A 21,370-nucleotide genomic window follows, 5' to 3' on the forward strand; every position below is an offset into this window, starting at 1 on the left:
GCCAAAGCGATGAAATTTATTACCTCAATCAACTTACTTAAAAACTCTCACGCAACCACTGACCAACACGCTGAAAATACCCACGCGTGCCCACTGAAAAATGATTCACTGCAGCTTTCATTGTTTTTTCTTCAAACCCCACCAATTGTGGATAAATTAACAATCCAGCTGCAGATGTAAACGCCGCCCCTTTTGCAAGAGAAGGAAGCCTTGAAATACCTAAAGGCCGCCCTATACGAACATTTCTTCCTAAAATAGTACGCGCCATCTCTGGCAATCCTGTTAATTGGCTTGCACCTCCAGTCAAAATAACACGCTTACCAATAACATGAGCAAAACCAGAACGGTTTAAACAATCACGAACCATCTCTAAAATTTCTTCAATCCGTGCACGAATGATACGACCAAGAACTGCACGAGGATATTGGGTCTCACGATGCTCACTGCCAATTTCTGCAACATTAATCATATGCTGCTCATCAGCACTTGTCAGAAATGTTGAGCCATAAACAACCTTTAAACGTTCCGCCTCTGTCAACGACATAGAAAATCCACGTGCAACATCAAGAGTCACATGCTGCCCTCCAACGGCGAGTGCATCGGCATGAACAAACTTTCCCTCAAAAAACACTGAACATGTTGTTGTTCCAGCGCCAAAATCGATACATGCTGCTCCTAAATGCGCCTCTTCATTCATCAAAACAGCAAGACCACTTGCAAAGGGAGTGGCCACCATTGCCTCAACACTCAAATGCGCACGGTTAATGCACGTTTCTAAATTACGCAAAGCCGCTGTCTCAGCTGTTACCACATGTACATTCACACCAAATAATTCCCCTGCCATTCCAACAGGATCAGAAATTCCTTTATCTCCATCCAACACATAAGAAACAGGCACTGAATGGATAACATGACGCTCAGTGTCAAAAGCTTTGCGTGAAACATCTGAAAATGCCACACGCATATCACGCTTGGTAACTTCACGACCTTTCAACTGTACGGTGCCATTTATAAGAGCGCTTTGTAATCGGCTTGAAGAAAAATTCACAATGACTGAATCCACGACCAAGCCAGCCATTTTTTCTGCTGCATCAACAGCCAACCGTATTGATTGCTCTGCTGCCAACATATCTACAACAACCCCAGACTTGATACCGCGTGAGCGCTGAACTCCAAAACCTAAAATTTCCATAGAGTGCGTACGACCATGTAGATAATGCGCATGCTCCAAAGGACGCAGACAAGCAATAAGACAAACAACCTTACTTGAACCGACATCCAGAACCGTTAAAAAACGTGCCTTACGCCCCCCCCCATGATGTGATTTGCGTAACATCATAGGTGCCCTGCCTTCCATGCTTTTAAAATGCGTTCTTCTTCTGCTATAGCAGTGCGATGACGCTCCAATGCCTCATCGGACAAAGAAACTGTAATGCGATCAGAAAGACGTAAATCAATCGTTAGAACATCGCGAGATAGAAGATCTTGCATTATTCCTGTCTTAATAAGAGAAGAAAGTCTTTCCAGAGCTCCTTTTTCCGGCAACATAATGCGCACTCCATTATCCAAAACAAGATCCCAACGCCGATCACCAACGCGCACAAAAGCACGAACACGACTGCACAGCTGTGGATACCCCGAAAGGGACTGAATAAACACTTTAGCTGAAGTTTGCGCACCCCGACCAACCACAAGAGGAAAGTTTTGAACACCTTCTCTATTAAAGGGCACAATGACGCGACCTGTATTATCAACAATATCCATTACACCATCGTGCTGCCAAATTGCATAGGGCTCACGCTCAATGAGTGTAACACGCACTTTGTTGGGATAAATTTTCTGAACATTCGCCGCTTGCACCCAAGCTTGCTGTTCTAAAAGAGAACGTGCCCGATCAACATCAAAAGCGAAAATGGACGCTGCGGCATCAAGTCCCAAAATTTTTAAAACTCTCTGTTTATGCAAACGCTTATTACCACTTATCTCCACATCAGAGACCATAAAACCAGTATCCGATACTGCTGCCTTCATAATCAAATCCATATGACCACTCGATAAAAGCCCATAAAGCAGGATCACAAAGAAAAAAAACAAAACAGCAAAAGAGCCAAAATGGCGTGAAACGTGAATACGAATAAAGACAAACTCAAATATAAACCGGAGAAAGCGACGATAAAGTCGTGGCAAAGCTGGCACTAACAGCACCTCCATCGGAACATTTGTCTTATCAAAACTCAACGCATACACGACGCGTCCTCCACCATCCATTGAACAATATCGCCATAAGTACGACCACTTGCTTTTGCAATATCAGGCAAAAGAGAAGTGGTTGTCATGCCGGGCTGCGTGTTAATTTCAAGCCAAACCAATTCTCCCGTTTTTTCATCAAAACGAAAATCAGAACGACTAACACCTCGACAACCGATCGCCTGATGTGCTGCTAAAGACATTCTTTGCACATTTTGGTAAATATTTGATGAAAGTTGTGCAGGACAAATATGAAGAGAGCCACCAGTTTTATATTTCGAGTCATAATTATAGAATTGGAAGTGCTGATCAGGAACGATTTCACAAACATCTAGCACCTCTTTTCCCAAAACAGCACAAGTCAGTTCACGACCTGGGATATATTTTTCAACTATAACGTCATCTGCATACCCCCACTCTGCCCCTACAATATTGTGTGGCGGCGTGGACTCATTTTCCTTGACAATCAAAACACCAAAGCTCGACCCTTCACATACAGGCTTAATCACATAAGGAGGCTCCATAGGATGAACTTTCCCCACAGAAAAACGGCTCATAACAACAGAAGGCGCAACAGAAACTTCAGCACTGGCAACAATAATTTTTGCACGCCCCTTATCCATTGCTAGTGCCGATGCCATAACACCAGAATGCGTGTAGGGAATTTTCAAATATTCAAGAATACCTTGAATACGGCCGTCTTCACCAAAGGGCCCATGCAAGGCATTAAAAACAATATCAGGATGCAATTGTTCAAGGACAGAAGCAATATGACTATCAACATCTACACGACTCACACGATACCCTTGTGTTTCAAGAGCATCAGCACAAGCAGATCCTGAAGATAAACTTATAGACCGTTCGGAAGAAAAGCCTCCCATTAATACAGCTACATGCTTATCTTTCATAACAACTCACCCTCTTGCGTATACTATATATAGACCACATAGAAACAACGAACACCATATACGGGAAATGCTAGGATTTATCTTTGCGAATCAATAACCTAGCACTTTGTATAATGAATCAGACTCACAAGCCTGATGCAAGAGGTTCTTTGGTAATTTATTGATTCTTAATAGATTTTTCTCATTATCTCTTTGAAATGACTCAATATTTTTATTCATTTTTTTTGTGACATTGAATCGATCAATGAGACGGGTCGAAAAAAGGAACAATACGACCTTGTTCAAACTGGCCAATACGCTTTATTTCCCACTGTAAAAGGTGAGCTGAATGAGCAAAAACACGAGCACGTACTTCTTCTCCCAAAGCTTCAAGATCATAACCTGTTGCTTGCCCTGTATTGATCATAAAATTACAGTGCATTTCACTCATTTGAGCACCACCAACCCGCAAACCACGGCACCCTGCTTCATCAATAACACGCCACGCAGATGTATTTTCAAGATTTTTAAACGTGGACCCCCCTGTTTTTTCGCGAATAGGCTGTACTGTTTCACGATGCCGGGCAACCGCATTCATATCTGTGCGAATACTATCTTTATGTCCTGGTTGCCCCTCCAACAAAGCAGCGGTAAAAATAAAACCTTCAGGAATGCCACAATGGCGATAAGAATAGTGCATATCTTTCACACTCAAGGTATGACGCTGCCCTTTACGGTCCAACGCATAAACCTCAATAACACGAGCCGCTGTCTCAACCCCATTCGCTCCTGCATTCATTTTAAGGGCTCCTCCAAGGCCACCGGGAATACCGTGGTAGAAATGAAAACCTGCTATTTCAGATTCTAAAGCTGCGGCGGCTAAATGTTTATCTGGTGTCGCAGCCCCCACCCAAAAGCGCGTTGAAGAAACTTGCTGTACTTTTCCAAAATTTTTAACCGAAAGACGCACAACAACACCAGGAATCCCACCATCACGCACCAAAAGATTAGAACCAATCCCTACAATTGTTACAGGAATCTCCTCAGGAAGATTTTTAAGAAAAAAAGCTAAATCTGCATCATCAGCAGGCTGATAAAAAAGCTCTGCCAACCCACCTGTGCGAAACCATGTCACCTTACGCATTTCCACATTAGGCATAAGTTTCCCTTTTATTTTGCACAGCAACGGTTGTAATTGCGCCAATAGCGCTTCCCCATCAATGATCTTGAAGTCTGTCATGATTATCAAGTACCGCTAAACGATGAGGCAATGCACAAGCCCACTGTGTAATATTGCCAGCACCTAGAAAAACAATATAATCCCCTGATTTAGCAAATGTAGACACAACCGAAACAACATCGTCCAAACCATGAATCAAGCGCACATCACGATGACCAGCCATTTGAATATGTTCTACTAATTCCTTGGCATCAAAACCAGAAATTGGCTCTTCGCCAGCAGCATAAACAGGTGTAATCAACACCGTATCTGCATCATTAAAACAGGAAGCGAAATCATCAAATAAATGATACAAACGCGAGTAACGATGGGGTTGGGCGATGGCAATCACACGTCCCTTTGCGCTCTCACGTGCAGCACGTAAAACAGCCTTTATTTCAACGGGGTGATGTCCATAATCATCAAATATTTCAATACCATGCCAACTCCCTGTTTGGGTAAAACGCCGCTTTACACCACCAAATTTTGCCAAACCACTTTTTATCGTTTCACTTGAAATGCCTAGTTCATGGGCAATAGCAATCGCCGCTGTTGCATTAGATACATTATGCTTCCCAGACATTGGTAAAACCAAATTTCTTAGCTCAGTCTTTTTTCCTGTCTTTCGCGAACGAATAAGAACATCAAAATGCGTTTTTTGACCATCCATAGAAAGATTAAGGAAACGGACATCTGCTTGAGGATTTGCACCATAGGTAATCACCCAACGATCATCAATACGACCAGCCAGTGACTGAACCTCTGGATGATCAAGACACAAAACAGCAAAGCCATAAAAAGGAACATTTTCTACAAATTGTTGAAAAGCCTGACGCAATGCATCAAAACTTCCATAATGATCCAAATGCTCAGCATCAATATTGGTAACAACAGCAATATCAGCGGGCAATTTTAAAAAGGTACCATCACTTTCATCAGCTTCAACAACCATCCAATCACCTTCCCCCATACGCGTATTTGTGCCATACGCATTGATAATGCCGCCATTAATCACTACAGGATCAAAAGAACCAGCATCAAGAAGTGCTGAGATCATTGATGTGGTTGTCGTTTTACCATGCGTTCCCCCTACAGCAACGGCCCGACGAAACCGCATAAGCTCCGCTAACATTTCTGCACGTCTTACAAGCGGCAAGTGCCTTTCCTTCGCAGCAATATACTCAGGATTTGTTTTTTTAATGGCAGTAGAAAAAACAACAACCTCTGCATGCCCTAAATTTTCAGCACTGTGCCCAATATGAACACTAATTCCTTTGTCTCGTAAACGCGCAACATTTGCACTTTCAATTTGATCTGACCCCTGAACTTTATAGCCAAGATTATGAAAAACCTCCGCAATCCCACTCATGCCAATACCACCGATTCCAACAAAATGGATAACGCCTATATTAAGTGGCATTTTCATCAAAAAACTCCTCTTTTATATCTAATAATGACCGCCCCACAACCAAAGCCTCAGCCAAATTAGCGAGACGACTGGTTGCATGAGGTTGTCCGATTTTTTTTGCAGCAAGCGCTCGTTTTTCTAATAATTGAGGCATACCGCAGGCTTCTATTAAAAGAGATGAAAGTTTTTGTGCATTTAAATCTTTTTCTGATATGATTTGAGCACTTTCCACACGGACAAGCAGTGCAGCATTTGCTGCTTGATCATGATCAAGAGCATAAGGATATGGAATCAGTAAAGCTGGTCGACCAATCACAGCTATTTCACAAACCGATAAAGCACCGGCACGCGATAAAATAAAATGAGATCGCGCCATACGTTCAGCCATATCATCAAAAAAAGAAGAAACATCTGCTTGTACACCCATTTTTTGATAGGTTTCTATCAAATCTCGCGCATTCCCCCGTACTTGTTGTACAATCCGTAAGCGTTTACGGTTCTTATCATCCAACAAAGCAACTGCTGCCGGAACAATTCGCGAAAAAGAAGAAGCGCCTTGGCTTCCACCAAAAACCAAAAAATGAAATGGCTCCTCACCTCTTGAAGGATGATAAGGGATTTCTGCTGCTTTGAGAACCGCCTTACCTATAGGATTTCCAGTCAGAAATGTTTTATGAGCATAAGTATTATTTTGCGGTAGCAAACCACCCGCTATGGCATGTACAAAGCCTGCCAACATCCGATTGGCACGCCCCATAACAGCATTTTGCTCATGAATAAATGTTTTACGCCTCGTTAAAATTGCGACAACAAGAGGAGGAACAGTAGGATACCCACCAAATCCACCGACAAGAACAGGACGCAATTTATAAAAAAGTGCCAATGATTGCCCCATCCCTTTTAACAAAGCCCAAAAAGTTTTTATAAGTGCAAACAGATTGCGTCGTGTAAATGTTGCTGATGAAACGATGTGTAGGTGTTTTTCATCAAAACAGCGTACAAAACCTCGCGCTCTTTCATCTGTTATCAAATGAACATCATACCCACGCCCCCTTAATTCAACAGCAAGTGCTTCAGCAGGAAAAAGATGCCCACCTGTACCACCCGCCACCAAAACAATAACTTTTTTATCAGTCATAGGTTGTATCCAAGACAGAGGAAGAAGAAAAAGCTGAAAGACGTGCTTCTGGCCAGCGACGCGTTAAGCTAAGCAAAATCCCCATTGAAAATGCAATCGCAACCATAGATGAACCACCGTAAGAAATAAACGGCAATGTCATACCTTTTGGGGGGATCAAATGAAGATTAACGGCCATATTAATTGATGATTGAAAACCAATCATCATGGATACGCCAGTAATACCAAGGCGTATAAATGAATCACGTGTATTCAATGCTATATATAATGAGCGTATAATAATAAAGGCAAAAAGCATTAGAATTAATAAACAGAGAATAATTCCATATTCTTCAGCAGCAACAGAAAACACAAAGTCTGTATGGCTATCGGGAATGATACGTTTTACTGTTCCCTCCCCTGGTCCTTGCCCAAACCAACCACCATTCAAAATAGCTTCACGCCCAACATCTACCTGAAAGGTATCGCCCTCACCTGTTAAAAAACCATCGATACGTTCACGCACATGATGAAGAGAAAAATAAGCAAAAACGATCCCTGCAATGCCTAAAATGATAAAAAGAAAAATCACAGTCAGGGGCACACCAGCAACAAAAAATAACCCTCCCCATGTTGCACTGATTAAAAGTGTTTGACCAATATCAGGCTGTAGAACCAAAAGCACACAACAAACAGCATAAAGTACAATAGCAAGCGTATAACCGAGAACACCCCGCCGCATAGAGTCCGAAAAAAGCCAAGCCGACATCACAACAAAAGCTGGTTTCATAAATTCTGAAGCTTGTACAGAAAAACCAAATATCTGAATCCATCGCCGTGCTCCTTTTAATTCTGGTCCCCAGAATAAAGTTGCAACCATAAGACCAAGGGTTGCAATGAGCAAAACAACACATAAACGGCGAATATTACGAATTGAGAAAAAGGAAACTGTAACCATCACAAAAAATGCTAGGATACTAAAAATGATATGCCAGCGAACAAAATAAAAACTATCAGCAATCCCAATTTTTTTTGCAATAGTAGGGCTTGCAGCAAAAGATAGCATAATGCCAATCCCGATTAAAATCAAACAAGCGGCAAAAATGGAACGATCAATCGTCCACCACCAATTCGCAATTGGATCTCTATCTGCACGCGTAACCATCATATCCACCTTATCTTTTTTACAATTTTACTCAAAGTGATATGGCTCCCTATTTTTTAGCAAAACACTTTAAAAATTGAATTACATGAAAAAAGATTCTGGAGTATTAACGCAAAATATTTTTTTAAAGTTTACTCTTCGTTTAATTGCATAACGAAAGAAACAAATGCTTCCCCACGCATTTCGTAATTTTTAAATTGATCATAACTTGCACAAGCGGGTGAAAGAAGAACAACAACCTCTTCTGCCTCACAACGCATTGCATCAAAAGCGGCTTCACGCACTGCATTTTCCAAAGTCAAGCTCATCGAAATGGGTAGAGTAGACCCAATAACATCAGCAAACTCTTGCACTGAACTTCCAATCAAATAAGCTTTATGGATTTTATGAAAAAAAGCTTTAAGAGAATCAATGCCACCTTCTTTTGCCAGCCCTCCAACAATCCAAAAAATATTCTGAAAAGCAGCAAGTGCTGGTGCTGCTGCATCTGCATTGGTTGCCTTACTATCGTTAACAAACAAAACTGATCCCATTTTACGCACCAACTGCATACGATGCGCTAACCCTTTATAACTTGCTAAATACTTGTTCATATGTGGATCCGTTATTTTTAAAGCCTGCAATGCTGCCAGTGCCATAAGGGCGTTTTGCGCGTTATGACGACCACGCAATGCAGTCACAGAATCAAGATCTGCAAGCAAATGACGCCGTCCCTGAAAAACAGAAAAAAGCTTCGTCCCATCCGCATAAAAACCATTTTCAACGAAATGGTCTTTGGAAACCGCTTCAACGCGACGCCCTTCATCTTCCAATTGTTGATATAAAGCCTGACAAGCAACATCATCTACTGAAATAAAAACACGAGAAGCATGAGAGACTAAACGCTTTTTGGCTTGCACATAATGAGTAAAACTCCCATGGCGATCAATATGATCAGGTGCTAAGTTCAATAAAATCCCAACAGTTGGCTGAAGAGAGGGAGTGAGATCAATTTGAAAAGATGAACATTCAATCACATAAATACGTTTTTTCACAAATGGCTTAAGCGTTAATATTGCGGTTCCAATATTCCCTCCCATTTGCACATCATAACCCATTTGTTCCAACAAATGAGCAAGCAAGGCTGCCGTTGTCGACTTCCCATTTGTACCCGTAATCGCAATAAACGGAATATCTTGATCACAAAAACCATATTGTTGTAAAAAGTGATTACGCGCCCGAACAAATAACTCAATATCCCCAACAATTTCTACATCAGCTTGGCGTGCTTTATCAACAATCCAGTGGGGCTTAGGATAAGTTAAAGGAATCCCCGGCGCTAAAATCAATGCAACAAACTCAGACCAATCTTCGTGACGAAGATCTCTCGTTGGAATATTTTTCTGAGAGGCTTCTTGTACACAGGCAACATTCTCATCCCAAGCCACTACTTCTGCACCGCCACTCATCAATGCCTGCGCCGTAGCTAATCCCGATCGCCCCAATCCAAACAGTGCCACTTTCTGACCTTTGTAACATGTAACAGAAATCAAAATCTCACCGCAACTTAAGTGTTGAAAGACCAATCAAAGCGAGAACAATCGAAATAATCCAAAAGCGTATCACAATCTGGCTTTCAGTCCATCCTTTTTTCTCAAAATGATGGTGTATGGGTGCCATCAGAAATACACGCTTTTTTGTTAACTTGAAATAACCCACCTGAATAACAACTGAAAAACCTTCTAAAACAAAAAGTCCACCAATAAAAGCCAAAACAATTTCATGCTTTGTTGCGACAGCAACACTCCCTAATAATCCACCAAGAGCCAACGAACCAGTATCGCCCATAAAAATAGCTGCAGGTGGTGCATTAAACCATAGAAAACCAAGCCCTGCCCCAACAACAGCCCCTAATAAAACAGCCAGTTCTCCTGTTCCGGGCACATAACGAATTTGTAAATAATCAGCGAAATTTATATTACCAGAAAGGTAAGCAATCAGGGCAAAAGAAAGAGCTACCACCATTACAGGAACAATAGCAAGTCCATCAAGACCGTCCGTCAAATTAACTGCATTACCTGTTGCAACAATAACAAAAGCAGAAAAAGGAATGAAAAACCAGCCTAAATTGATGAAATACTCCTTCACAAAAGGCAAAGCTAATCCAGGAGAGCCAACTTGTAAGAGTGCAAAAGCAGCAATTATTCCCACAAAAAACTCCAAACTTAACCGCGCTTTACCTGAAAAGCCTTTATGTGTTTGTTTTGTTACTTTAAGATAATCATCATAAAAACCAATCATCCCAAAAGAAAGCATAATAAAAAGCGACACCCAAAAATAAATATTCGATAAATTACACCATAAAAGCGCTGATACTAAAGTGCTTGTTAAAATCATCAACCCGCCCATAGTAGGCGTTCCGGCTTTTTTAAAATGTGTCTGAGGGCCATCGGCGCGAATTGGCTGTCCTTTTCCTTGTCGCAATTTAAGAGAAGCAATAATGCTAGGGCCAAATAAAAATACAATAAGCCCTGATGTAAGCGTAGCTGCTATCGTGCGAAAAGTAATATAACGGAAAACATTGACTCCTGGAAGCCAATCACTAAGCGAAGACAAAAACAGCATCATGGTATAAAAAACCCATTTCAATTATAGAGAAGATATCTTATAGTGATCAAATAACGCAGCCACGATATCTGACGAAGAGAGACTATGTGATGACTTAATCATCAAAAGATCTCCATTGGAGATTTCTGTAAAAATAGATGATAAAATTTTTTCAACATTTTCAGCATAATAAACCTTAACATATACAGAGAGATCAGTGGCTAAAGCCTTCATTTCCTCACCAAATAAAAAAACGGGATTAGCGCCGGAAAGATAGACTGGCTTTACTAGATCACGATGCAGCGCTTCACTATGCACTCCAAGCTCTAACATATCCCCCAGAATAGCAATCCGCCGCCCCTTTTCCCCCACTGGCCCTATCGCAAGCAAATCAAGAGCAGCACGCATAGATGCGGGGTTAGCATTATAACTTTCATCAATTAAATAAAACTCTCCCCCATTGGGCAAAGATAGCCGATAACGCATACCACGTCCCTTTTGAAGAGAAAAACGGCTCAAAGAAAGTAAAATAGGTTCTAAGTCAACACCAATAGCATCACAAACAGCAATAATTGCTAAACTATTTTGCACAATATGTCGCCCAGGAGCGCCAATTTTAATCTCCCTATCCTGCCCTAAAATACCAATAACCATAGAGGAGTAGTCCGTTAGAAGACGTATATTTTTTGCCTGATAATCAGAATTTTTAGTTTCACCAAAACTTAAGATTTTGTTCACACCACATTGCTTTGCTTTTTGAACTAAATAAGCAAAAAAATCATTATCTGCGTTTAAAATGGCAATTCCCTCTGTATCTAGCCCTTCAAAAATTTCAGCTTTTGCATCTGCAATTTCCTCAAGACTGTTAAAGAATCCCACATGCCCCGCAGAAATATGTGTGATAAGAACAACATGCGGATGAACCAACTTGACCAGAGGGCAAATTTCATCCCTATGATTCATACCAATTTCAAAAATACCGTAATCACTCTCCTTAGGCATTCGCGCCAAAGTAAGGGGAACTCCCCAATGATTATTGAAAGAAGCAAGATTCGCATGAACTTTTCCCACAGTTGCAAGCACTTGTTTTAAAGCTTCTTTTGTTGTTGTTTTTCCAACAGACCCTGTTATTGCAATAATTTTAGCCTTTGAGCGCTTACGTGCAGCTTTCCCAAGTTTTTCTAGGGCTTGCAAAACATCCGGAACAACAATCAATGGAGCGGATATTTTTTCCATATCAGTCAAACGACTTTCCGCAACGACAAGAACACCTGCACCTTGTGTATAAGCTTGTACAGCAAAATCATGACCATCAAGACGTCCCCCTTTAATACAGAAAAAGATATCCCCCTCTTTAAGGGTTCGACTATCAATAGAAACCCCAGAAAAAGTTTCTGGAAGACATCCCACGACAAAACCACCAATTGCGGCAACAAGTTCTTGTTGATCCCATAACACTGTCATCTATTACGTTCCTGCAAAGCATGAATCGCTTTTAAACGATCTGAAAAAGGATATGTTTTTTGCCCTATAATTTGACCATTTTCATGACCCTTTCCAGCAATAATTAACGTATCCCCTGCTTTTAAAAGCCCAACAGCATAAGCAATAGCTTCACCGCGATCTGCGATTTCTATGGCTCTTGGCGCTTCTTGTAAAATATCCTTACGTATTTTTTCTGGTATTTCTGTGCGAGGATTATCATCTGTTACAATAACAATATCAGCTTTATTGTCTGCAATTCTTCCCATCAAAGGTCTTTTTCCTTGATCACGATCACCCCCACAACCAAAAACAAGGATTAAACGTCCTTGCGTAAAAGGGCGAACAGAAAGCAAAACCTGCTCTAAAGCTTCTGGTTTATGTGCATAATCGATATAAACAAGAGCATTATTTTCCGCTTTTCCAACCAACTCTAACCTTCCAGGTGCTCCCTGCAAAGTTTCAAGCGACCGAAACACCTTGTGAGGAGAAACACCCGTTGCAATCGCTAAACCCGCTGCCATAAGAGCATTACTGACCTGAAAATCTCCAGCTAAAGGTAAATCAAATGTATAAATATCGTTTTCTACACGACACTCAACACACTGTTTTGAACGTTGATGCTCAACACGATTAAGAGTAATAAATTTTCCTTTACGTCCAATTGTCAAAACACGACGTCCAGCTTGTGTAATCGTATCAATAACCTTTTGTGAGTAAATATCATCTGCAAAAACAAAAGCGGGAGAATCTTGCGGTAAAAGTCTATCAAACAAGCGCATCTTAGTACGTAAATAGTCTTCTACACTTGTGTGATAATCCATATGATCACGTCCCAAATTCGTAAAAGCAGCTGCCGTTAAATGCACTCCATCAAGTCGGCTTTGATCAAGACCATGCGAAGAGGCTTCCAAAGCCACATGTGTAACACCTTCACTGGCTATTTCAGAAAGGAGGCGCTGTAAAACGATCGGATCAGGTGTTGTAAGAAAACCATCATCATTTCGTTTAGGGGAAACAAGACCAACCGTCCCTATGCTGGCAGCACATAATCCAACATGCGTCCAAATTTGTCGAATAAAAGAGACAACGGATGTTTTTCCACTTGTGCCTGTTACAGCGACAACAGTTTCAGGTTGAGAACCGTAAAAACGTGCTGCTGCCACCGCTAAACTATGACGAACATCAAAAACACGTAAAATGGGAACAGGTACATCCTCAAAAGTAACATGACAATCTGTTACAATTGCTCGTGCACCACGCTTTATAGCATCATTGATATAATGTTTGCCATTGCTTTTATTTCCTTGAACAGCAACAAAAACATAGCCTGGCAAAATTTGTCGAGAATCTGCGCTTATTCCTGTTATCTCCATTGAAGCAAGGTCTTTATCTTTTATACATTCTGTAAAAACTGTTCCAAACAACACCATAACATACCTTTATATTAACTTTACCGTTGTCTCATGGATCTTGAATTATTTTTTGCACTCAAAATAGGCTCATACTCTTTTTCAAAGTCTGGTTTTACTCCCAAAAAACTTGCTGAACGACGAATAATATTCGCAAGCATTGGCCCTGCGTTCATCGCTGCTGTTGCTGAGTACTTCCCATCTTCAGGATGAGGTTCATCGATAATTGTTAAAACAACATAAGAAGGCTTTTCAATAGGAAAAGCTGCAAGAAAACTGTTGAAATTCTTCGTTTTAGAATATCTTCCATTTTCAGTTTTTTCAGCTGTTCCTGTTTTCCCACCAACTCTATAACCCTCTACTTTTGCATTACGTCCAGAACCAATATCACTATTTAACTTATAAAGATAACGCATATCTTGACTTGTTTTAGATTTTATGACCTGCTTTGCATATTTCAATGCTTCTTCTTTTGTGCGTTTCAAAAAGGTAGGAGCAATCCACAAGCCATCATTCATCAAAGCAGCAGCACCTACAGCCGTTTGCAAAGGTGTTGTTGCCATACCGTGCCCAAAAGAAATGGTCATAGAGTGAATATCTCTCCAACGATGTGGCAAAATAGGGTGAGCAACTTCAGGCAATTCCGTTGTCAATCGATCAAGTAAACCAAGTCGTTTTAAAAAATCACGATGCCCGTCAATCCCTATCTCCAACGCCTCCTTAGCAGAACCAATGTTAGAGGAATAAATAAAAACTTCCCAAAGCTTTAAAGGACGATTTTTTCCATGAAAATCACGAATAAAATAATTTCTACTTGCTTGAAGAGGTTTTGAAGCATCAATAACACTATTTAAATGAAAAAGGCCTGAATCAAGAGCCATTGCAGTGGTAAAACTTTTAATGATCGATCCCATCTCAAACGTTCCAGCAGTCATTCGATTGAAACGATCACTTTTCAACGATTCAGCAGGATTTGTAGGATCAAAATCAGGTATAGATGCTAAAGCCAAAACTTCACCCGTGTGGATATTTAAAATCACTGCACCTGCAGCAATTGCTTTATAACGCTTCATAGCCTGTATAAGTTCATCATGCACAATTGTTTGAACACGCAAATCAATTGAAAGCTGAACAGGCTTTAATGATTCTTCTGTTGCAAGACCAGCAGCACGCAGAGCACTTAAACCAGTATCGTCAATATATTTTTCCATACCGGCTATACCTTGGTTATCTATATTAACCATACCGAGAATATGTGAAACCACGGATCCGCTTGGATAAAAACGACGAATTTCAGTACGAAAACCAATCCCAGGAATACCCAGAGCCATAATTTTTGTTCTTTGTGTTGGCGTCAACCCACGCTGTATCCAAGAAAAACTAGATTTTCTTTTAAGACGTCTATAAGTTTCCTGCCAATTGAGATTAGGTAAAACTGTTGAGAGCAATTCAATGGTTTCATCCACATCAATAATACGTCGCGGTTCAGCAAAAAGCGAGTAAGTTTTAATATCCGTTGCCAGTAAACGACCATTCCGATCAAGAATATCGGGACGCGCCGTTAATTGAAGATTTCTTGGCCCTTTTGCTTCGGCAATCTGTCCACCTTCAAGCCCATATGAAATAAGACAAACTCCCATAATGCCGTATAAAGTGAAAAAACAAAACAAAGAAAAAACCAAGCGTGAACGTCCAAAATATGGTTGAGTGGTAGGAAAATTATGGGAATCCAACGCGTCATTTAAGTGTTTATTCTTGTGCAAAAATCGAGAAAATAATTTCATTATCGCACACCTTTTTGAACAATACTATTCACCTTTGAAGAACGGTTACTTCTCCCAATATTCTTACTAACTTCCAAAACACTTTGTTTAATGGCTTCTGCAATTGGATCATGAATAGGTAATGGAATATCTTCAAACCCTATAATCTGATGTGGTTGTATGATTTCTAAACCAAGTTCTTTTTGATAATGTTTGGCAAGTTTCTGCATACGTGAAGGTTCTATCATCACTGCCCATTCCGTATGAAGCAAACTCACCGTATTTTTTTCTGCCATAATTTTATGTTCTAAGTGGCGAACTTCACTCATCCGTTTTTGGACATCATATTTTACTTTATAAGTAAGACCAGCCATACAAATCATAATCATAACTAACATCATATCAAATGTACGAAAAACTGTCATTTCTTACTACCTTCAAAACTGCTAATCTCTGCTAAACCAAATAATTTCATATCTGCAGAGGAGCTTTCCGCATCGGTGCGTATACCAACACGCAACTTTGCAGAGCGTGAACGAGGATTTTTCTGGATCTCTTCTTCATTTGCCGTGATCACTCCTTTAAACAAAGGAAAGAATGTTGCTGGAGCTGTCTCTATTTCAGGAAGATGACGCGATCTCACATGATCTCTTGAACGTGCTGAAAAAAATCTTTTAACCATACGATCTTCAAGGGAGTGAAAACTTACAACCCCTAGACGACCTCGTGGCTTCAAAACGCGTTCAGCAGCAAATAAGCCACGTGCAAGTTCACCAATTTCATCATTAACATAAATGCGAAGTGCTTGGAATACACGTGTCGCTGGATGAATATGATCTCCGCTTTTACGTCCCACCAACGCTTCAATAGCATGTGCTAGATCAGCTGTGCGCAAAAAAGGTTGAACAGAGCGGCGCTTTTCAATCATCCGTGCAATGCGGCTCGCATAGCGTTCTTCTCCTAATATCTTAAAAATTCGTGCTAACTGATCACTTTTTAAACGATTAACAGCATCTGCCGCAGTAAAACCCGTTTGAGCCATTCGCATATCTAATGGACCATCTTTTTGAAAAGAAAATCCTCTCTCAGCTTCATCAAGCTGCATAGAAGAAACACCAATATCTAAGATAACAGCATCCACTTTCTCTTCAACAACACAATCTAATTGTGAAAACTCCGTCTGCACCAAACGGAGTCGTGGAAAAAATTCATCAATAAGTGCTTTTCCATCGCGAATAGCATGAGGATCACGATCAAGAGCAATAACCTCAGACCCTGCATTTAACAAAGCACGTGTATAACCACCAGCGCCAAAAGTGCCGTCAATCACTCTTGCCCCGACCAATGGTGCAAGCCCATTTAAAACTGGCTGTAACAATACTGGAATATGACCTCCAGCTCTTTGATCCTGCTTTTTCAAAATAATCCGTCTTGATTTATAATTTTTCAAATCAACAGCCATCAATGAACATTGATGTTAGAATAACCAAAACTTCTATGCTTCCCTTTCATAATGAAAGAAAATGAAGCCAGAGTTAATCCAATGTATAGCTTAATGCCTTATACTTAAAAAAAGCTTATGATTTTAAAAAAACGCTTGCATTTAAGAAGCTATTTTAAAATAAATTTACCATAGATAGAAATTGTATGACACTGCTGTGGATACACTATCTGCACAAAATTATGTTCATTTACGAAAGATCAGTCGGCCTATAAGCCGGGTTCTGTATAGTAGAGTTTACACTCTACATGGCAACCATTCATCTGGGACGGATGTTACCACCCGCCTCGTGCAACCTACCCGAATGACTCGCCCGGAAAGCGGCTGCAAGTTAAACCTTGCACGTCATTTCTATTTGGTCTTGCTCCCGGTGGGGTTTACCTTGCCACATTCATTACTGAATGCGCGGTGGGCTCTTACCCCACCCTTTCACCCTTACCTATAAAAATAGGCGGTTTACTTTCTGTGGCACTTTCCCTAGGGTCGCCCCTGCCGGGTGTTACCCGGCACCGTTTTTCCATGGAGCCCGGACTTTCCTCACCTAGCACCTTTAGATACGTGACAAGCGCGGCTGCCCAGCCGACTGACGTGTCATTTATAAAATATTTTTCATCATGTGAAAATAGCTCTCTCAAGAAATTTCATAGAAAATATACCGTTGCCAAGATCATTTTTATTTTAATGAGGCCAGATATGTTTTCACTTTTAAGCAATATTTTGCTGAAATAGAATTCATTTTTTTAGCAGCATGACCTGCATTATATTTTAGAATAGTGCCGCACGTATTTCCACCACTAAGTTTATGTGCCCGCGCTAAATAACGCATACCATATTCAAGATTGGTTGCAGGATCATAAAGATCTTGTATAGAACCACTAAACCCCATTCCTCGGGCTGTAGATGGTTTAATTTGCATCAACCCTATTTCACCAGCCGCTCCCTTTGTTCGTGCTTTATAATTACTTTCAACTCTTACAACAGCATGTGCCAAGTTAACAGGAACACGATACTTATTTGCAAATTTTGCAATAAGAAATTCATAAGGACGAACAGGAATCTTAGAAGCAATACTCCCTGAAACTTCATTTGAAGCTGTAACATTTAAAGCGGTATAAGACAAACTTATATCAAACATAAAAAATACAGCAAATGCCGCACTTAAAAAGACTTTCCTAAATTGCATTTTCTTTCTCTTTATTAAATATTCTCAACCCCTTAGCTTCAACAGCTCGACGGGTGTATTCTACAAAAAAAGAAAGCTAAAGATCGGCTTGAAAGTGAAAATATTAAGACAATTTCAAGATATTATTCCTAAAATAAAAAGAAACTTCTAATATTATTGATTATATATCTCTTTGTTTCATAAAAATATTAAACAATAAAAAAATATAAAAGAGATATAAATATACCCTAAAAGTGATATACTTTATCAAGATTTAATAAACCTATCACGCGATTCACTTTGAGAAAAAACAGCACCTCAGATACCTCCGCCATTTTTATATAAGGTTAACCTTTCATTGAGACCAATTCTATAACCGCAACAAGCGCCCCTGACTGAAACGCCTCTATGAACGCTCTCTCTACTGCAGAACAACTATTAAGAACACATCGCTATCAACTCTGCCCATGGTTGATAAATACCTGCAGTAAAAAACTATAGTCAACAAACCATTTATCACAATAAACCATTCCAATGGGACATCTTTGAATATGTATATTCAACATATAAATTTCCGGCTGTGTATCATAACTTAGAAATTATTTCTATATGTTTTTAATCTAATAAATGAAATAAATACCTGAATAAAAATTGATATCACACCGCCCCATTTTAATATTTTCCCCCATGCTATGAACTATTCATATCCTTATACCCCATCTCTATATTTCAGAGTTATATAACAAATAAACATTCTAAATCCTGCAAGAAGAATGAGGAGCTTAAATACTCTGCCACATTTTATCCCACTGTAATATAAAATAAAAAACAAATACTATAACGCTCTTGCTTACTTTTCAAAACTTCGCAAAGAAGTAGAAAAAGTGCCTTCAATGTTAACTATAAATGCACAGATAAACAAGAGAATTAAAAATAATCATCAGCAAACGAAGGACGAGAAACGAGTTTCAATAAAACCACAGAAATCATCCGACCTAGCTCCTGAGCTTGTTCACTATTTCTCCCATTTGAATAGGCAATAATAACCACCTCACGACGCACTTGCTCAATAAACTGCTTCTGTTTCTCAGAATCCATCTGAGAGAGATGCGCTATAAGACCTGGAAAAGACACCGCCACTCTCTCTAAAACATCTTCTTCTGTTACACTAACCTGCTGAAGAGGAAGAGAGGGGTTAAGTAAAAAATGCTTCAAAAAAGCACTTCGAGGAACAAAAAAAGCAGCAAAAGAGACTGAGAACACAAATAAGATAAAAACAATACGATGTCTCAAAAAGTCCATTGTCCCCTACCACAATATCATAGCATGTAAAATACTACGACGGCATTCATTGAGTTTATAATCAAAAATTAAATTACTGCAAAAAAACGATAACTTCGCCGCTCTTCAGCTCTTAACGCTTTTCCCCTTATTCACACTCCATAAAATCTTAACTTACAAAAATGCCTGACTGAGAATTCTCTCAGCCAGGCCCGACAATCTAGGGGATCCACGCGGGGGGGGGGGGAGGAGGTTCCCCGATTGTCTTCATTGCATCAACTGCTTAAGTGACTGATGCAATATCTTTGCTATGGAATAAAATATTTTAAACGACAAGAAATTCTTATCATCTCTCACACAAAAAAACATAAAAAAATTATAAATTGTTTAAAAACGGAAAAATTAAGGCAAAAAATATTTAAAATGATCCAATTTGAAGCAATTTTATTTCTATAAGCTAAGAATCTATGATCACTATAATTTTCATTATAGTTTTCCCAAAAAACCTCCGTGATAAGAAAATTTTCAAATACAAGCGATTTCTGTAAGATTCTCTATGAAAAGCATAAGCCTTTTAAATTATGTATAAAATGAAAACTCTAAACGTACATCATTTAGAATCACTTGTGATCAAGAGCTAAAACAACAAACCATTTTATAACCAATAAAAGATTCCGATACACGACTATAAACAACAGTGAATAGAGATATTCTTTCTTCTTCATAACTTCATGTCATGAACTAAAAAACAATAAAAGTATAATTTTGTACCTAAAAATTGCAGAACTTTGTAAAAAAAACATTATGCACAACCTTCTTTTTTACTGTCCACATTTCTTTAGTGCAATCATCCCCCTTCTCACTAAAGAAGAGGACACAACCATATGACTTCTTCACTCATTCTTTAATAGACATCTTACTCTCCTCTCAAAAGTCTTCAGAAAAATATAGCAAGGGCCCCATTCAAGACCAAAACTTTTATACTAATAAAGTTAAAAGCGATCACAATCAATATTTCCCCCTCTTCTCTGCGTTTAGAAAATATATAAAGGTATTGTTTCCCTCTATTTCAAACAGCTTTATTGCATATTGATCTTCAGTAATTTTTCAGCAAACATCTTCTTGATTGTCTATTCAAGATATTGATTTATAATGATAATTCACTGTTTTGTATGTTGAATGAGAGTCCCGAATAACGTAGGATTCTCTCATTTCAAACCTGCTTATCTTGAATCAATCAAAACCACTCATTTGCACATAACAAGTGGGATGAGTGTGTGGATCAAATTTGTATAAGAAAGGATTAAAAAATGGCTCTTATGAACCGTCTTAATGCAAGATCTGTCGCAACATTGGGGGCTGGCAAATATAATGATGGTGCCGGCTTGCTTCTTCATAAGCGTAAAGATGGTGGTGCTCAATGGATTTATCGTTATACCATTCATGGTCGGCGCCGTGAAATGGGCTTGGGAGCGTTGCGAGATGTCTCTTTAAAACAAGCTCGTGAATTAGCAAATCAATGGCGTTCTGTTTTGCATGAGGGGCGTGATCCCATTAAAGAACGTGAGAAACAAAAGCGTGAGGCAATAAGTAATCTCCATTACCTAAAAGACATTGCACTAGATGCTTTTGAAAGTCGTAAAGCTGAACTCAAGAATGATGGTAAAGATGGAGATTGGTTTTTACCTTTACGCCTTCATATTCTCCCTAAATTAGGTTGTCTGCCGGTTTCTGAGATTACACAAACTGAGATACGCAACACTATTGCCCCTATCTGGCATACAAAAGCTGTTACAGCGCGTAGAGCTCTCATTCGTCTTAATCTTTGTCTCAAACATGCGGCTGCTTTGGGTTTGGATGTTGATTTACAAGCAGTAACAAAAGCACAAGCTCTCTTAGGAAAACAACGCCATAAAATCAAAAACTTACCTGCAATGGATTGGAAAGATGTTCCCGCTTTTTATAAAACGCTTTGCCAAACAACAAACCCCACACAACTGGCTTTGCGTTTACTTATCCTTACAGGGGTTCGTACCAATCCCTTGCGTCATATTCGTGAAGATCAGATTGATGGAGATATATGGATCATACCTGCTGAAAATATGAAAGGAAAGCGCGATGCGACAACAGAATTTCGCGT

Annotated in this window: 17 protein-coding genes and 1 other RNA gene; 1 reads left to right on the forward strand and 17 read right to left on the reverse strand. The window is 39.7% G+C overall.

Translation table 11 applies throughout. From position 1 onward, the window contains the following. Window positions 1-37 precede the first annotated feature (37 nt). The 17 genes from ftsA to ABID23_RS03025 all read right to left on the reverse strand — a co-directional run bounded on the left by ftsA (window position 38) and on the right by ABID23_RS03025 (window position 19,251). Window positions 38-1,339, reverse strand: coding sequence for a cell division protein FtsA (gene ftsA, locus ABID23_RS02945; RefSeq protein WP_354189169.1), 1,302 nt, complete (start codon window positions 1,337-1,339; stop codon window positions 38-40). Then, window positions 1,336-2,247, reverse strand: coding sequence for a cell division protein FtsQ/DivIB (locus ABID23_RS02950; RefSeq protein WP_354189171.1), 912 nt, complete (start codon window positions 2,245-2,247; stop codon window positions 1,336-1,338). The genes ftsA and ABID23_RS02950 overlap by 4 nt, the downstream gene beginning before the upstream one ends. Continuing rightward, complete coding sequence (locus tag ABID23_RS02955; RefSeq protein WP_354189173.1) at window positions 2,235-3,155, reverse strand: D-alanine--D-alanine ligase; 921 nt, start codon at window positions 3,153-3,155, stop codon at window positions 2,235-2,237. Before ABID23_RS02955 ends, ABID23_RS02950 begins: the two co-directional genes overlap by 13 nt. Window positions 3,156-3,396: 241 nt before the next feature. Continuing rightward, a complete protein-coding gene (gene murB / locus ABID23_RS02960; protein WP_354189175.1) occupies window positions 3,397-4,374 on the reverse strand; it encodes a UDP-N-acetylmuramate dehydrogenase in 978 nt (325 codons plus the stop codon). Beyond that, a complete protein-coding gene (gene murC, locus ABID23_RS02965; RefSeq protein WP_354189177.1) occupies window positions 4,352-5,779 on the reverse strand; it encodes a UDP-N-acetylmuramate--L-alanine ligase in 1,428 nt (475 codons plus the stop codon). The genes murB and murC overlap by 23 nt, the downstream gene beginning before the upstream one ends. Next, window positions 5,763-6,899, reverse strand: a complete 1,137-nt coding sequence (locus ABID23_RS02970; RefSeq protein WP_354189179.1) for a UDP-N-acetylglucosamine--N-acetylmuramyl-(pentapeptide) pyrophosphoryl-undecaprenol N-acetylglucosamine transferase — start codon at window positions 6,897-6,899, stop codon at window positions 5,763-5,765. The genes murC and ABID23_RS02970 overlap by 17 nt, the downstream gene beginning before the upstream one ends. Further along, entirely contained in the window at window positions 6,892-8,043 is a 1,152-nt protein-coding gene (locus ABID23_RS02975; protein WP_354189207.1) for an FtsW/RodA/SpoVE family cell cycle protein, read from the reverse strand. The genes ABID23_RS02970 and ABID23_RS02975 overlap by 8 nt, the downstream gene beginning before the upstream one ends. A 131-nt stretch (window positions 8,044-8,174) precedes the next feature. Then, the gene (gene murD, locus ABID23_RS02980) at window positions 8,175-9,575 is read right to left on the reverse strand and encodes a UDP-N-acetylmuramoyl-L-alanine--D-glutamate ligase (RefSeq protein ID WP_354189181.1); all 1,401 of its coding nucleotides are present in this window, start codon (window positions 9,573-9,575) and stop codon (window positions 8,175-8,177) included. Between the two features lie 4 nt (window positions 9,576-9,579). Further along, the gene (gene mraY, locus ABID23_RS02985; RefSeq protein WP_354189183.1) at window positions 9,580-10,650 is read right to left on the reverse strand and encodes a phospho-N-acetylmuramoyl-pentapeptide-transferase; all 1,071 of its coding nucleotides are present in this window, start codon (window positions 10,648-10,650) and stop codon (window positions 9,580-9,582) included. A gap of 21 nt (window positions 10,651-10,671) precedes the next feature. Further along, entirely contained in the window at window positions 10,672-12,093 is a 1,422-nt protein-coding gene (locus ABID23_RS02990; protein WP_354189185.1) for a UDP-N-acetylmuramoylalanyl-D-glutamyl-2,6-diaminopimelate--D-alanyl-D-alanine ligase, read from the reverse strand. Next, window positions 12,090-13,541, reverse strand: coding sequence for a UDP-N-acetylmuramoyl-L-alanyl-D-glutamate--2,6-diaminopimelate ligase (locus ABID23_RS02995; RefSeq protein ID WP_354189209.1), 1,452 nt, complete (start codon window positions 13,539-13,541; stop codon window positions 12,090-12,092). The genes ABID23_RS02990 and ABID23_RS02995 overlap by 4 nt, the downstream gene beginning before the upstream one ends. 23 nt (window positions 13,542-13,564) lie before the next feature. Beyond that, window positions 13,565-15,307: a peptidoglycan D,D-transpeptidase FtsI family protein gene (locus ABID23_RS03000; RefSeq protein WP_354189187.1), complete on the reverse strand. Its 1,743-nt coding sequence runs from the start codon at window positions 15,305-15,307 to the stop codon at window positions 13,565-13,567. Next, window positions 15,307-15,711, reverse strand: a complete 405-nt coding sequence (gene ftsL / locus ABID23_RS03005) for a cell division protein FtsL (protein WP_354189189.1) — start codon at window positions 15,709-15,711, stop codon at window positions 15,307-15,309. The genes ABID23_RS03000 and ftsL overlap by 1 nt, the downstream gene beginning before the upstream one ends. Beyond that, a complete protein-coding gene (rsmH, locus tag ABID23_RS03010; protein ID WP_354189211.1) occupies window positions 15,708-16,706 on the reverse strand; it encodes a 16S rRNA (cytosine(1402)-N(4))-methyltransferase RsmH in 999 nt (332 codons plus the stop codon). Before rsmH ends, ftsL begins: the two co-directional genes overlap by 4 nt. 277 nt (window positions 16,707-16,983) lie before the next feature. Further along, window positions 16,984-17,374: RNase P RNA component class A (gene rnpB / locus ABID23_RS03015), an RNA gene on the reverse strand. A gap of 86 nt (window positions 17,375-17,460) precedes the next feature. Continuing rightward, window positions 17,461-17,970: a lytic transglycosylase domain-containing protein gene (locus ABID23_RS03020; protein ID WP_354189191.1), complete on the reverse strand. Its 510-nt coding sequence runs from the start codon at window positions 17,968-17,970 to the stop codon at window positions 17,461-17,463. 906 nt (window positions 17,971-18,876) lie between these two features. Next, window positions 18,877-19,251 (reverse strand): hypothetical protein, encoded by a 375-nt coding sequence (locus tag ABID23_RS03025; protein ID WP_354189193.1) that lies wholly within the window; start codon window positions 19,249-19,251, stop codon window positions 18,877-18,879. Between the two features lie 1,289 nt (window positions 19,252-20,540). Between ABID23_RS03025 and ABID23_RS03030 the strand changes: the two genes are divergently transcribed. Beyond that, window positions 20,541-21,370, forward strand: an 830-nt coding sequence (locus ABID23_RS03030; protein ID WP_354189195.1) for a tyrosine-type recombinase/integrase, incomplete at its 3' end; no start/stop codon positions are given.

Origin of the sequence: Bartonella silvatica, assembly GCF_040545155.1 — a bacterium.
In the GTDB taxonomy this organism is placed as follows: Bacteria; Pseudomonadota; Alphaproteobacteria; order Rhizobiales; family Rhizobiaceae; genus Bartonella; species Bartonella silvatica.

Bases quoted from the DNA above. Each gene is read 5' to 3' on its own strand.
- ABID23_RS03020 (WP_354189191.1), bottom strand. From the start codon at position 17,970: ATGCAATTTAGGAAAGTCTTTTTAAGTGCGGCATTTGCTGTATTTTTT.
- mraY (WP_354189183.1), bottom strand. From the start codon at position 10,650: ATGATGCTGTTTTTGTCTTCGCTTAGTGATTGGCTTCCAGGAGTCAAT.
- ftsA (WP_354189169.1), bottom strand. From the start codon at position 1,339: ATGATGTTACGCAAATCACATCATGGGGGGGGGCGTAAGGCACGTTTT.
- ABID23_RS02970 (WP_354189179.1), bottom strand. From the start codon at position 6,899: ATGACTGATAAAAAAGTTATTGTTTTGGTGGCGGGTGGTACAGGTGGG.
- ABID23_RS03000 (WP_354189187.1), bottom strand. From the start codon at position 15,307: ATGAAATTATTTTCTCGATTTTTGCACAAGAATAAACACTTAAATGAC.
- ABID23_RS02990 (WP_354189185.1), bottom strand. From the start codon at position 12,093: ATGACAGTGTTATGGGATCAACAAGAACTTGTTGCCGCAATTGGTGGT.
- ABID23_RS02955 (WP_354189173.1), bottom strand. From the start codon at position 3,155: ATGAAAGATAAGCATGTAGCTGTATTAATGGGAGGCTTTTCTTCCGAA.
- murC (WP_354189177.1), bottom strand. From the start codon at position 5,779: ATGAAAATGCCACTTAATATAGGCGTTATCCATTTTGTTGGAATCGGT.
- ftsL (WP_354189189.1), bottom strand. From the start codon at position 15,711: ATGACAGTTTTTCGTACATTTGATATGATGTTAGTTATGATTATGATT.
- ABID23_RS03025 (WP_354189193.1), bottom strand. From the start codon at position 19,251: ATGGACTTTTTGAGACATCGTATTGTTTTTATCTTATTTGTGTTCTCA.
- ABID23_RS02975 (WP_354189207.1), bottom strand. From the start codon at position 8,043: ATGGTTACGCGTGCAGATAGAGATCCAATTGCGAATTGGTGGTGGACG.
- murB (WP_354189175.1), bottom strand. From the start codon at position 4,374: ATGACAGACTTCAAGATCATTGATGGGGAAGCGCTATTGGCGCAATTA.